This is a genomic window from Pseudomonas sp. OST1909 (genome assembly GCF_015277575.1).
Taxonomy (GTDB): Bacteria; Pseudomonadota; Gammaproteobacteria; order Pseudomonadales; family Pseudomonadaceae; genus Aquipseudomonas; species Aquipseudomonas synxantha_A.
In genome coordinates this window covers 3,642,605-3,656,267 of sequence record NZ_CP063780.1, presented here as the reverse complement: position 1 = coordinate 3,656,267, position 13,663 = coordinate 3,642,605, and the positions used below count along the sequence as shown (strand labels likewise).

The 13,663-nt window shown below is 61.6% G+C and carries 7 protein-coding genes; 6 read left to right on the top strand and 1 reads right to left on the bottom strand.

Going from position 1 to position 13,663, the window contains the following annotated elements:
* Positions 1-56: 56 nt before the first annotated feature.
* Positions 57-1,346, bottom strand: coding sequence for a glycosyltransferase (locus IH404_RS15880; protein WP_194438393.1), 1,290 nt, complete (start codon positions 1,344-1,346; stop codon positions 57-59).
* Between the two features lie 159 nt (positions 1,347-1,505).
* On the opposite strand from IH404_RS15880, the gene tpx reads away from it, so the two are divergent.
* From tpx to IH404_RS15850, 6 genes are all read left to right on the top strand, one after another.
* Positions 1,506-2,006, top strand: a complete 501-nt coding sequence (gene tpx / locus IH404_RS15875) for a thiol peroxidase (protein WP_005788574.1) — start codon at positions 1,506-1,508, stop codon at positions 2,004-2,006.
* A gap of 231 nt (positions 2,007-2,237) precedes the next feature.
* Positions 2,238-3,536, top strand: coding sequence for an MdtA/MuxA family multidrug efflux RND transporter periplasmic adaptor subunit (locus IH404_RS15870; protein ID WP_194438389.1), 1,299 nt, complete (start codon positions 2,238-2,240; stop codon positions 3,534-3,536).
* Positions 3,533-6,634, top strand: coding sequence for an MdtB/MuxB family multidrug efflux RND transporter permease subunit (locus IH404_RS15865; RefSeq protein WP_194438387.1), 3,102 nt, complete (start codon positions 3,533-3,535; stop codon positions 6,632-6,634). The genes IH404_RS15870 and IH404_RS15865 overlap by 4 nt, the downstream gene beginning before the upstream one ends.
* Entirely contained in the window at positions 6,631-9,738 is a 3,108-nt protein-coding gene (locus IH404_RS15860; RefSeq protein WP_194438385.1) for an efflux RND transporter permease subunit, read from the top strand. The genes IH404_RS15865 and IH404_RS15860 overlap by 4 nt, the downstream gene beginning before the upstream one ends.
* On the top strand, positions 9,735-11,222 hold the full coding sequence (locus IH404_RS15855) for an efflux transporter outer membrane subunit (RefSeq protein WP_005788567.1): 1,488 nt from the start codon (positions 9,735-9,737) through the stop codon (positions 11,220-11,222). The genes IH404_RS15860 and IH404_RS15855 overlap by 4 nt, the downstream gene beginning before the upstream one ends.
* 298 nt (positions 11,223-11,520) lie before the next feature.
* The gene (locus IH404_RS15850) at positions 11,521-13,617 is read left to right on the top strand and encodes an EAL domain-containing protein (protein ID WP_194438383.1); all 2,097 of its coding nucleotides are present in this window, start codon (positions 11,521-11,523) and stop codon (positions 13,615-13,617) included.
* The last annotated feature ends 46 nt before the right edge of the window (positions 13,618-13,663 follow it).

The window sequence follows — 13,663 nt, the reverse complement described above, 5'->3', positions numbered from 1 at the left end:
TGTGGTCGCTGCGTAGGATAATGCCCCGTCGCGCACGACCTCGCCAGCAGCAGTGTTTACAGGTTGCGGTTTTTCGCCTCGATCCACTGGGACATGTACTGGGTACTCTTGTGCGCGTGATGGCGCAGCATGCTGCCGGTGAAGTTGTCCCGGCGATGGGCGGCAAGGTTGCGGCGGCATTGCTCCAGGCACGCCACCAGGGCCGGCCCATGCAGAGCCTGGTCATAGCGCCGAGCCAGCAGTTGGCGCCCGTGTTCCTGGGCCTGGGTCCAGCGCTCGTGGTCCTGGTAGAGGGCCACGGCAGCGGCGGCCAGGGCCGGGGCGTCGTGTTCGATCACGCCGGGCCAGGGTTGATCATCGCCCATGGCCTCGGCGCCGATCGGGGTGGTGACATTGGGGGTGCCGCAGAGCATGGCGTCGATCAACTTGCCCTTGATGCCCGCACCAAAGCGCAACGGTGCCAGGCAGATGCGTGCGGCGGTCATGACTTGCAGCGCGTCTTCGGCCCAGTTCATCACATGAAAACCCTGTGCCGGGTTGTGCAGGGCGGTGGCCTTGGGTGGGGTGTAGGCGCCATAGATATGCAGCTGCGCGCCCGGCAACTGTTGGCGAATCAGCGGCCACAGGCTTTGCTTCATCCACAGCACCGCATCCCAGTTGGGCGCGTGGCGGAAGTTGCCGATGCTGAGAAAGTGCGCCCGGTCTTCAAACGGCGCAAACGCGGCGGTGGGCGGTTGCAACATCAGCGGGCACCAGTGGAGCAGGGCGGCGGGCACCTTGAACTGCTCGGTGAGCAGGCGAATTTCCACGTCGGAGATCATCAGGCTGATGTCACAGCGGTAAATCGCGGCGATTTCGCGCTTGGCCAGGTCGGTATCGGCCATGCGCTGGAACTCGTCCTGAAGCGCCGGCGCGAACAGGGCGCTGAAGTCGTCGCTGTCGGGGTTGGCTTTCACCTGCTCCTTGAAACGCTGGTGGCGGGCGTCGCGCAGGCTTTGCAGGTCGGAGGTTTCCAGCACGCGCAGGGCGTCGGGGCAGCATTGCTCCACGCGCCAGCCGAATTGCTCCTCCATCATGAAGCGGTCGAACAGTACGATATCCGGGGCCAGTTCGCGGATAAAGTCATCGAAACTGCTGTTATTCAGTTCAATGGCACATTCGGCGATGCCAAGTGCCGGCAAGTCGGACTTGTGTTCGCCGATGGTCGCCGGGCTGCTGAAGGTAATGTCCCAACCTTGCGTAAGAAAACTCTCAAGGATTTGCATCATATGCCCGCCTGCGGCCGAGGAGCGGGGCTCCGGCCAGACGTAACCAATGACCAGGACTTTGGTGGCAGGCTGATTCATCGACGACGGTTTCCTTGAAGGGCAGGCGAAAAGCGCGCAATTAAACCACAACCTGGCGACATGACAATTTGTGTCTGGCGGTAGGTAGCATCGGCACTTTGTGGTTAACTTCGGCCTCTCGAATTCGTTTAACCAAAAACCAGCATAAGGATTCCGTTCATGGCTCAAGTCACCCTTAAAGGCAACCCGGTCAAGGTTGAAGGCGAACTGCCGAAAGTCGGCGCCAAAGCCGCAGACTTCACCCTGACCGCCGGCGACCTGTCCAACGCCACCCTGGCCACCTTTGCCGGCAAGCGCAAAGTGCTGAACATCTTCCCAAGCGTTGATACCCCGACCTGCGCCACTTCCGTGCGCAAGTTCAATGCCCAGGCCAACGATGTGGCCAACACCGTGGTGCTGTGCATCTCCACCGACCTGCCATTCGCCCAGGCGCGTTTCTGCGGCTCCGAAGGCCTGGAAAACGTGAAGAACCTCTCGGACTTCCGTGATTCGGATTTCGCCGTTGATTACGGTGTGGCGATTGCCGACGGCCCGCTCAAAGGCCTGACCGCTCGCGCCGTCGTGGTACTGGACGAAAACGACAACGTGCTGCACAGCGAGTTGGTCAAGGAAATCGCTGAAGAGCCAAACTACGATGCGGCCCTGGCTGTATTGAAGTAACTGTTTCTGCGCGTAACTGTCGTTTGGCAGTAACACGTATGATGCATGATTGCGGCCTGGCCTAGTCCAGGCCGTTTTTATTTGAGTGTCAGCGGTTTAGCCAAATAGCTGGCGGACTAAGATCAGACGTTAAAAGTTGTAAGCCCAAGGTAAATAGCCGGTAAAGGTGCTTTTCTAAACGCCCCCCAGTGCTTATCTTTCAGCCTCCCGAAGAAGAAGCTCTCATCCCCAATGGTTGATCACTCCATGCAATCCTCCTCCCGCAACTCCCGCCGCTGGCTGTTTGGCCTGCTTGTGCTGCTGGTTATCGCCGGCCTGTGCTGGAAATTCTGGCCCGGCGGCGCGGCTCACAAGGACGCTCCTGCGGGGCATACCGGCAAGACCGGCATGGCGCGCCCGGGCTTCGGCGGTTCCACCGGCCCGGTGCCGGTGCGCGTGGCGCCGGTGGTGCAGGGGGAGTTTGCGGTGTACTACAAGGCGCTGGGCACGGTCACCGCGCTCAATACCATTAATGTGCGCAGCCGGGTGGGCGGTGAGCTGGTGAAGATCGCCTTTGAAGAAGGCCAGATGGTCAAGGCCGGCGACCTGCTGGCAGAAATCGACCCGCGCAGCTACCAGAACGCCTTGCTCCAGGCCCAGGGCACATTGCTGCAGAACCAGGCGCAGTTGAAAAACGCCCAGGTCGATGTGGAGCGTTATCGCGGCCTGTACGCCCAGGACAGTATCGCCAAGCAGACCCTGGACACCGCCGAAGCGCTGGTCCTGCAATACCAGGGCACGGTCAAGACCAACCAGGGCGCGGTCGACGATGCCAAGCTCAACCTTGAATTCACCAGGATCCGTGCGCCGATCAGCGGCCGCGTTGGCCTGCGCCAGCTTGATGTCGGCAACCTGGTCGCAGCCAATGACACCACCGCCCTGGCGGTCATCACCCAGACGCAGCCGATCAGCGTGGCGTTCACCCTGCCGGAAAACACCCTGGAAACCGTACTTGCCCGTTACCACGCCGGCAACAAACTGCCCGTGGAAGCCTGGGACCGCAGCGACGTGAAAAAACAGGCGGTCGGCGTGCTGCAGAGCCTGGACAACCAGATCGACGTCACCACTGGCACTTTGAAGTTCAAGGCGCGCTTCGATAACAAGGACCAGGCGCTGTTCCCCAACCAGTTCGTCAATGTGCACTTGCTTGCCGACACCTTGCATAACGTGGTGTTGGCGCCGTCGGCGGCGATCCAGTTCGGCAACGCCGGCACCTTTGTCTACAAGCTTGACGGTGACAACAAGGTCAAGGTCCAGCCCCTGGTGCTGGGTGACACCGACGGTGAGAACACCGTGGTCAAGGAGGGCCTGGTCGCAGGCGATCGCGTGGTGCTGGAAGGCACGGACCGTCTCAAGGACGGCAGCGAAATCGAAGTGGTCAACGAAAGCAAGGAAGTGCCGACCACGCCGACCGAACACCTGCAAGGCAAGCCCGCGGCAAAAGGGGAGACCGGCGCTGACGCCGGCAAGGCGCAAAAGGTCGGTTCATGAACCTGTCACGCCTGTTTATCCTGCGCCCGGTCGCCACCACGCTGAGTATGCTGGCGATTGTATTGGCCGGGATCATTTCGTACCGCTTGTTGCCGGTATCGGCCTTGCCCCAGGTGGACTACCCGACGATCCGGGTGATGACCCTGTACCCCGGCGCCAGCCCAGACGTGATGACCAGTGCGGTCACTGCGCCGCTGGAGCGTCAGTTCGGGCAGATGCCCGGGCTGACCCAGATGGCGTCCACCAGTTCGGGCGGTGCGTCGGTGCTGACCCTGCGTTTCAACCTCGACGTCAATATGGATGTCGCCGAGCAACAGGTGCAGGCCGCAATCAACGCCGCCACCAACCTGTTGCCCAAGGATTTGCCGGCGCCGCCGGTGTACAACAAGGTCAACCCGGCCGACACCCCCGTGCTGACCCTGGCGATTACTTCCAAGACCATGCTGCTGCCCAAGCTCAATGACCTGGTCGATACGCGCATGGCGCAGAAAATCGCCCAGATCAGCGGCGTCGGCATGGTCAGCATCGCCGGTGGCCAGCGCCAGGCCGTGCGCATCAAGGTCAACCCGCAAGCCCTGGCGGCCAATGGTTTGAACCTGTCGGACGTGCGTGCGCTGATCGCCGCCTCCAACGTCAACCAGCCCAAGGGCAACTTCGACGGCCCCACCCGCGTGTCGATGCTCGATGCCAACGACCAGTTGGTCTCACCCCAGCAATATGCCGAGCTGATCCTGGCCTACAACAATGGCGCACCGTTGCGCCTCAAGGATGTGGCGCAGATCGTCGACGGCGCCGAAAACGAACGCCTCGCGGCCTGGGCCAACGAAAACCAGGCGGTACTGCTCAACATCCAGCGCCAGCCGGGCGCCAACGTGATCGAGGTAGTCGACCGTATCAAGGCGCTGCTGCCGAGCATCACCGACAACCTGCCGGCCGGCCTGGACGTGACGGTGCTTACCGACCGTACCCAGACCATCCGCGCCTCGGTGAAAGACGTACAACACGAGCTTCTGATTGCCATCGCCCTGGTGGTGATGGTGACGTTCCTGTTCCTGCGTCGGGTCAGCGCCACGATCATTCCGTCCATTGCCGTGCCGCTGTCTCTGGTGGGTACCTTTGGCGTGATGTACCTGGCGGGTTTCTCCATCAATAACCTGACGCTGATGGCCCTGACCATCGCCACGGGGTTTGTGGTGGACGACGCCATCGTGATGCTGGAGAACATCTCGCGCTATATCGAGGAAGGCGAGACGCCGATGGCCGCCGCGCTCAAGGGCGCCAAGCAGATCGGTTTCACCCTGATATCCCTGACCTTGTCGCTGATTGCGGTACTGATCCCGCTGCTGTTCATGGCTGACGTGGTCGGGCGGCTGTTCCGCGAGTTCGCCATCACCCTGGCGGTGGCGATCCTGATTTCGCTGGTTGTGTCCCTGACCCTGACGCCGATGATGTGCGCGCGCTTGCTCAAGCGCGAACCGAAGGAAGAAGAGCAGGGACGTTTCTACAAGGCCAGCGGCGCCTGGATCGATTGGCTGATCCAGGCCTATGGCCGCAAGTTGCAGTGGGTGCTCAAGCACCAGCCGCTGACCCTGCTGGTGGCCATCGCTACCCTGGGGCTTACGGTGGTGCTGTACCTGGTGGTGCCCAAGGGCTTTTTTCCGGTGCAGGACACCGGGGTGATCCAGGGCATTTCCGAAGCGCCGCAGTCGATTTCCTTTGCGGCGATGAGCCAGCGTCAGCAGGAGCTGGCGAAGATCATCCTTGCTGATCCCGCGGTCCAGAGCCTGTCGTCCTACATCGGTGTGGACGGCGATAACGCCACCCTCAATAGTGGCCGCTTGCTGATCAACCTCAAGGCCCACGGCCAGCGCGACTTGAGCGCAGCCGAGGTGATCACCCGCTTGCAACCGCAAATCGACAAGCTGGTGGGCATCCGCCTGTTCATGCAGCCGGTGCAGGACCTCACCATCGAGGACCGCGTCAGCCGTACCCAGTACCAGTTCAGCATGTCGTCGCCGGACGCCGAGTTGCTGGCACTGTGGAGTGGCAAGCTGGTGCACGCCCTCAGTCAACAGCCGGAACTCACCGACGTTGCCAGCGACTTGCAGGACAAAGGCTTGCAGGTGTACCTGGTGATCGACCGCGACGCGGCCTCGCGCCTGGGTGTGAGTGTCTCGACCATTACCGACGCGTTGTATGACGCCTTTGGCCAACGGCAGATCTCTACCATCTATACCCAGGCCAGCCAATATCGCGTGGTGCTGCAGGCCCAGTCCGGCGAAACCCTCGGCCCGGCCGCGCTCAACCAGATCCATGTGAAGACCACCGACGGCGGCCAGGTGCGGCTGTCGAGCCTGGCCCATGTCGAGCAGCGCCAGGCGCAGTTGGCAATTGCCCATATCGGCCAGTTCCCGGCGGTGATGATGTCGTTCAACCTGGCCCCCGGCGTCGCCCTGGGCAAGGGTGTGGAGCTGATCAACCAGACCCAGAAGGACATTGGCATGCCGGTGGGCGTGCAAACCCAGTTCCAGGGTGCCGCCCAGGCGTTCGAGGCGTCGCTGTCGAGCACCTTGCTGCTGATCCTGGCGGCGGTGGTTACCATGTACATCGTGCTCGGCGTGCTCTACGAGAGCTATATCCACCCGATCACCATCCTTTCGACCCTGCCGTCGGCGGCGGTGGGGGCCTTGCTGGCCCTGCTGCTCAGTGGCAATGACCTGGGCATGATCGCGATCATCGGCATCATCCTGCTGATCGGTATCGTGAAAAAGAACGCGATCATGATGATCGACTTCGCCCTCGACGCCGAGCGTAATCAGGGCCTGGACCCACAGACGGCGATTTACCAGGCGGCGCTGTTGCGCTTCCGGCCGATCCTGATGACTACCCTGGCCGCGTTGTTCGGTGCGGTACCGCTGATGCTTGCCAGCGGTTCCGGCGCGGAGTTGCGCCAACCGCTGGGTTTGGTGATGGTCGGTGGCTTGCTGGTGAGCCAGGTGTTGACGCTGTTCACCACGCCGGTGATCTACCTGTACTTCGATCGCCTTGGCAGGCGCTGGCGCAAAGAGCCGCAACGCCTGGAGCCGGTTGAGCCATGAACTTGTCCGGACCTTTCATTCGCCGGCCGGTAGCGACCATGCTGCTGAGCCTGGCGATCATGCTGCTCGGTGGCGTCAGCTTCAACCTGTTGCCGGTGTCGCCGCTGCCGCAGATCGACTTTCCGGTGATCGTGGTGTCGGCCAGCTTGCCCGGCGCCAGCCCCGAGGTGATGGCGTCCAGCGTGGCGACGCCACTGGAGCGTTCATTCGGTTCGATTGCCGGCATCACCACCATGAGCAGTTTTTCGAGCCAGGGCTCGACTCGGGTGATCCTGGCCTTTGATTCCGACCGCGATATCAACGGTGCGGCGCGGGAAGTGCAGGCGGCCATCAACGCTTCGCGCAACCTGTTGCCCAGCGGTATGCGCAGCATGCCCACCTACAAGAAGATCAACCCGTCCCAGGCGCCGATCATGGTGTTGTCGCTGACCTCCGACGTGCTGCAGAAGGGCCAGCTGTATGACCTGGCGTCGACCATCTTGTCCCAGAGCCTGTCCCAGGTGCCAGGCGTGGGCGAAGTGCAGATCGGCGGCAGTTCCCTGCCGGCGGTGCGCATCGAGCTGGAGCCCAAGGCCCTCGACCAATACGGCGTGGCCCTGGACGATGTGCGCAATACTATCGCCAATGCCAACCAGCGCCGGCCCAAGGGCTCCCTGGAAGACGCTGAGCGCAATTGGCAGATCCAGGCCAACGACCAGCTGGAAAAAGCCAAGGACTACGCGCCGCTATTGATCCGCTACCAGGACGGTGCGGCCCTGCGCCTGGGCGATGTGGCGAAGATCACCGATGGTGTGGAAGACCGCTACAACAGTGGCTTCTTCAATAATGATTCGGCAGTGCTGCTGGTGATCAACCGTCAGTCCGGCGCCAACATCATTGAAACGGTCAGGCAGATCAAGGCCCAGTTGCCGGCATTGCAGGCGGTGCTGCCGTCCAGCGTCAAGCTCAGCCTGGCCATGGACCGCTCGCCAGTGATCACTGCCACCCTGCATGAAGCGGAAATGACCCTGCTGATTGCCGTGGGCCTGGTGATTCTGGTGGTGTACCTGTTCCTGGGTAACTTCCGTGCTTCGCTGATCCCGACCCTGGCGGTGCCGGTGTCGCTGGTGGGCACCTTCGCGGTGATGTACCTGTACGGGTTTTCGCTGAACAACTTTTCGTTGATGGCGCTGATTTTGGCCACCGGGTTGGTGGTGGACGATGCCATCGTGGTGCTGGAGAACATTTCCCGGCACATCGACGAGGGTGTGCCGCCGATGAAGGCGGCGTACCTGGGTGCCGAAGAAGTCGGCTTTACCTTGTTGTCGATGAACGTGTCGCTGGTGGCGGTGTTCCTGTCGATCCTGTTCATGGGCGGGATTGTCACCAACCTGTTTCGCGAGTTTTCCATCACCTTGTCGGCGGCGATCATCGTCTCGCTGATTGTCTCGCTGACCTTGACGCCGATGCTCTGCGCCCGCTGGCTCAAGCCTCATGACAAGACCCGGCAGACCGGTTTGCAGCGCTGGAGCCAGAAGGTCAACGACCGCATGGTCGCCGGCTACGCCACCAGCCTGGACTGGGTATTGCGCCACCGGCGCCTGACCCTGCTCAGCCTGTTGATCACCGTGGGCGTGAATATCGCACTGTATGTGGTGGTGCCAAAAACCTTCATGCCTCAGCAGGACACCGGCCAATTGATCGGGTTTGTGCGCGGTGACGATGGCCTGTCGTTCAGCGTGATGCAGCCGAAGATGGAAGTCTTTCGCCAGGCGGTGCTCAAGGACCCGGCGGTGCTCAGCGTGGCCGGCTTTATCGGTGGCAACCAAGGCACTAACAACGCAGTGATGCTGGTGCGCCTCAAACCCATCAGTGAACGCAAGATCTCTGCCCAGGCGGTGATCGAGCGTCTGCGCAAAGAGGTGCCGTTGGTACCGGGCGGGCGCCTGTTCCTGATGGCCGACCAGGACCTGCAGTTCGGCGGCAGCCGCGACCAGACCAGCGCGCAATATTCCTACATCCTGCAAAGCGGCGACCTGGCCGCGTTGCGCCTGTGGTACCCGAAAGTGGTCGCGGCGATGCGTGAGTTGCCCGAGCTGACTGCCATCGACGCTCGCGAAGGCCGGGGCGCGGCGCAGGTCACGCTGATCGTCGATCGGGACCAGGCCAAGCGTCTGGGCATCGACATGGACATGGTCACGTCGGTACTCAACAACGCCTACAGCCAGCGGCAGATTTCCACCATCTACGACAGCCTCAACCAGTATCAGGTGGTGATGGAGGTCAACCCCAAGTATGCCCAGGACCCGATCACCCTGAACCAGGTGCAGGTGATTACTGCCGATGGTGCGCGGGTGCCGTTGTCGACCATTGCCCATTACGAGAACAGCCTGGCCGACGATCGCGTCAGCCATGAAGGCCAGTTCGCTTCAGAAAACATCGCCTTCGATATGGCGCCCGGGGTGACGGTAGAGCAGGGCACCGCGGCCATCGAACGAGCGATTGCCAAGGTCGGCCTGCCTGAAGATGTGATCGCCAAGATGGCCGGCACCGCCGACGCCTTTGCGGCCACGCAGAAGGGCCAGCCGTTCATGATTCTCGGTGCGCTGGTGGCGGTGTACCTGGTGCTGGGCATTCTGTATGAAAGCTATATCCACCCGCTGACCATTCTGTCGACCCTGCCGTCGGCGGGTGTTGGCGCGTTGCTGGCGATCTACCTGCTGGGCGGCGAGTTCAGTCTGATTTCGTTGCTGGGCTTGTTCCTGCTGATCGGTGTGGTGAAGAAAAACGCGATCCTGATGATCGACCTGGCGCTGCAACTGGAGCGCAACGACGGCATGAGCCCGCTGGAGTCGATCCGCAGCGCCTGTCTGCTACGCCTGCGACCCATTTTGATGACCACCCTGGCCGCCATCCTCGGCGCCTTGCCGTTGCTGCTCGGCACCGGCGATGGCGCGGAAATGCGCCATCCGTTGGGCCTGACCATTATTGGCGGCCTGGTCTTCAGCCAGATCCTGACCCTTTACACCACCCCGGTGGTCTACCTCTATCTCGACCGCGCGCGCCACCGCTTCAATGCCTGGCGCGGCGTGCGTACCGATGCTGCCCTGGACACTGCGCTATGACCGATTCAACCAAATTATTGTGGCGAGGGAGCAAGCTCTCTCGCCACAACAACACAATGAAGTTATTGGCCGTGATGATGTGTGGGGTGTTGCTCAGCGCCTGCGCCATTGGCCCTGACTACAAGCGCCCGGAGGTCATCGAACCGGTGCAGTTCAAAGAAGCCCAGGGCTGGCGCCAGGCCAACCCCAGCGATTCCCTGGCCCGTGGCGCCTGGTGGGAGCTGTATGGCGACCGCCAACTCAATGAGCTGGTAGAGCGCCTCAACACGTCCAACCAGACCGTTGCCCAGGCCGAAGCGCGCTTTCGCCAGGCCAAGGCGCTGGTGCGCAGTTCCCGCGGGGCGTTTTACCCCAGCGTCGATCTGAGCGTGGGTAAAACCCGCGCCAGCCAGGGTACCGGCAGCAGCAGCGCCAGCCTCAGCAGTTCCAGCAGTGGTATCCGCGACACCCTCAATGCGCAGTTGGGCGTGAGCTGGGAAGCCGATATCTGGGGCAAGTTGCGCCGTGGACTAGAGGCCAATGAAGCCAGCGCCGAGGCCAGCTCGGCAGATCTGGCCGCGATGCGCCTGAGCCAACAGTCAGAACTGGTGCAAAGCTACCTGCAACTGCGGGTCATGGACGAACAGACGCGCCTGCTGCAAGCCACGCTGGACACTTACCAGCGCTCGTTGAAAATGACCGAAAACCAATACCGCGCCGGGGTGGCCGGCAAGGATGCCATCGCCCAGGCGCAAACCCAGCTCAAGACCACCCAGGCCAGCCTGATCGACCTGATCTGGCAGCGCGCCCAACTGGAAAACGCCATTGCCGTGCTGATTGGCGAAGCCCCGGCCAATTTCAACCTGGCGGTGAGCAAAGACATTCCAGCGCTGCCGCAAATACCGGTGAGCCTGCCGTCCCAGTTGCTGGAACGTCGCCCCGATATTGCCTCGGCCGAACGCTCGGTGATCGCCGCCAACGCCAACATCGGCGTGGCCAAGGCGGCCTATTACCCGGATCTCAGCCTGAGCTTGCAGGGCGGCTATTCCAGCAGCACCTATGAGGACTGGATCAGCCTGCCGAACCGCTTCTGGTCGGTGGGGCCGAAACTGGCCATGACCCTGTTCGATGGCGGCCAGCGCTCGGCGGAAGTCGATCGCACCGTGGCCAGCTATGACGAGACCGTGGCCAAGTACCGCCAGACCGTACTGGATGGGTTCCGTGAAGTGGAAAACTACATGGTGCAACTCAAGGTGCTGGCGGACGAGGCTGTGGTCAGCAATGAAGCGCTGGAATCGGCGCGTGAGTCGTTGCGCTTGACCGAGAACCAGTACAAGGCGGGTTTGATCGCTTACCTGGATGTGGTGACTGTGCAGGCGACGGCCCTGAGCAACGAGCGCACAGTGTTGACCTTGTTGCAGTCGCGGCTGGTGGCGAGTGTGCAGTTGATTGCGGCGTTGGGCGGTGGCTGGGATGGCCAGACGTCTCTTGCCGAGAAGGAGTGAGCGAATACCTGCGCATCCTGTAGGAGCGAGCTTGCTCGCGAAGAACACACCGACACCGCGTTTCCCCGGTTTCGCACGTCATCGTTGACGATCTTCGCAAGCAAGCTCGCTCCTACAGTGGAGAGGCCCCCTCCCACAGGTATTGAAAAATACCCGCATTAAGCCAGCAGATTGACGCCAAAAAATGACTAATGGCTATCTGCTTAATTAATCACCTGCCCCAGAATCATTCTCGCTACAATCGCCCGCTTTGCCACCCGGCATGGGCTTTTACGCCCTGTTGCCTGCGAGAAGCCCCATGTTGATCGGTAGCTATTCAACCTCCCTGGTCGTGATTTCCCTGTGCGTTGCAATGCTGGCGTCCTACACCGCGTTGGACCTGGCCGGGCGTATCGCTACGACGAAGGGGCGTGCCGTTTATCTATGGATTACCGGCGGCGCAGCGGCCATGGGGGTGGGTATCTGGTCCATGCACTTTATCGGCATGTTGGCGCTGCGCCTGCCGTTTGCCATTGGGTTTGACCTGGGCATCACCGCGTTGTCGTTGCTGATCGCCGTGTTATCCAGTGGCTTCGCCTTATGGCTGGTCAGCCAGCCACGTCTGCCGGCCTGGCAACTGGCGTTCGGTGCGCTGGTGATGGGTGCCGGTATCGCCAGCATGCACTACACCGGCATGGCAGCGATGCGCATGACCCCGGGTATCGACTACGACCCGACCTTGTTCGGCGCTTCGTTGTTGATCGCGGTAATGGCCTCCGGCGCCGCACTGTGGATCGCCTTCAACCTGCGTCGCAATACGCCTTACGTGCGGCTGGCGCGGGGTGCGGCGGCGGTGGTGATGGGCGTGGCCATTGTCGGCATGCACTACACCGGGATGGCCGCGGCGCAGTTTGCCGATGACAGTTTCTGCGGTGCCGCGCTAACGGGCTTGAGCGGCAAGGGCCTGGATAACCTGGTCTTGGTGACCTCCCTGGCGGTGTTGGTCATAGCGTTGTTGACCTCATTGCTGGATGCCCGCCTGGAGGCGCGCACCGCTGTACTCGCCGATTCCTTGACCCTGGCCAACCAGGAACTGACCCACCTGGCACTGCACGACATGCTCACCGGCTTGCCCAATCGCACACTGCTGGCGGATCGCATTCAACAAGGCATTCAGGCGGTGTACGAGCAGGGCGGTTGCTTTGCGCTGATGTTTATCGACCTGGACGGCTTCAAGCCGGTCAACGATGCCTTCGGTCATCACATGGGCGATCAACTGCTGCGCGAGGTTGGCCTGCGTCTGCGCGAGGACTTGCGCAGCCAGGACACCCTGGCCCGTATTGGCGGTGACGAGTTCGTGTTGCTGGTGCAATTGACCCAACCGGACGATGCCATGGGCCTGGCCGAGCGTCAGGTCGGTCTGATCAATCGCGCTTTCACGGTGGCCGAGCATGAGCTGAAAATCTCCGCGAGTATCGGTATCGCCATGTTCCCGGGCAACGGTAATAACCCCCAGGAGCTGTTGATGAACGCCGACGCGGCGATGTATCACGCCAAGGGCATGGGCAAGAACGGCTACAGCTTCTTCGATGCGTCAATGAACACCAATGCGCGCAAGCAACTGCAATTGTTGCAGGACCTGCGCAATGCCCTCGAACACGGCGAGTTTCGCTTGTATTACCAGCCCAAGTTCGATGCGGTGAGCGGTATTGCCGTGGGGGCCGAGGCGTTGTTGCGCTGGGAGCATCCGCAACAAGGCTTGCTGCTGCCGGCAGCTTTTATCGCGCTGGCGGAGAAAACCGGGCTGATCATTGCCATCGGTGAATGGGTACTCGACGAAGCCTGCCGCCAGATGAGCCTGTGGTACGCACAGGGTTATCAGCGCTGGCGCATCGCCGTGAATCTTTCGGCGCTGCAGTTCTGTCATGCCGGGTTGGTCAACAGTGTTGCGGCTGCTCTGGAGCGCCACCAATTACCCGCCAACAGCCTCACGCTGGAGATCACCGAGACCACTGCCATGAGCGATGCCGATGCGAGCATGACGGTATTGCAGCAGCTCTCGGACATGGGCGTGGATCTGTCCATCGATGACTTTGGCACCGGTTACTCCAGCCTGATGTACCTCAAGCGCCTGCCGGCCAACGAGTTGAAGATCGACCGCGGCTTTGTACGCGACCTGGAGCACGACAGCGACGACGCCGCCATCGTCTCGGCCATCGTCGCCCTCGGCCAGGCCCTGGACTTGCGGATCGTTGCCGAAGGCGTGGAAACCGATGCGCAGCAAAATTTCCTTACCCGCCTGGGGTGTGATTCCTTGCAAGGCTATTTGTTGGGGCATCCATTGCCGGCTGACAGTTTCATGGCAAATATCCGCAGCGGCGAAGATGCGCCAGCGCCTGACAAAAGCCATCAGTGACGGGTATTCTTGGATCCAACCCTAACCATCAGGTTGAATCAGGAGA

What these genes read in the sequence shown, in the direction of transcription:
- IH404_RS15880 (WP_194438393.1), bottom strand. Translation starts at nt 1,346, where the DNA reads ATGAATCAGCCTGCCACCAAAGTCCTGGTCATTGGTTACGTCTGGCCG.
- IH404_RS15850 (WP_194438383.1), top strand. Translation starts at nt 11,521, where the DNA reads ATGTTGATCGGTAGCTATTCAACCTCCCTGGTCGTGATTTCCCTGTGC.
- IH404_RS15865 (WP_194438387.1), top strand. Translation starts at nt 3,533, where the DNA reads ATGAACCTGTCACGCCTGTTTATCCTGCGCCCGGTCGCCACCACGCTG.
- IH404_RS15855 (WP_005788567.1), top strand. Translation starts at nt 9,735, where the DNA reads ATGACCGATTCAACCAAATTATTGTGGCGAGGGAGCAAGCTCTCTCGC.
- IH404_RS15860 (WP_194438385.1), top strand. Translation starts at nt 6,631, where the DNA reads ATGAACTTGTCCGGACCTTTCATTCGCCGGCCGGTAGCGACCATGCTG.
- tpx (WP_005788574.1), top strand. Translation starts at nt 1,506, where the DNA reads ATGGCTCAAGTCACCCTTAAAGGCAACCCGGTCAAGGTTGAAGGCGAA.
- IH404_RS15870 (WP_194438389.1), top strand. Translation starts at nt 2,238, where the DNA reads ATGGTTGATCACTCCATGCAATCCTCCTCCCGCAACTCCCGCCGCTGG.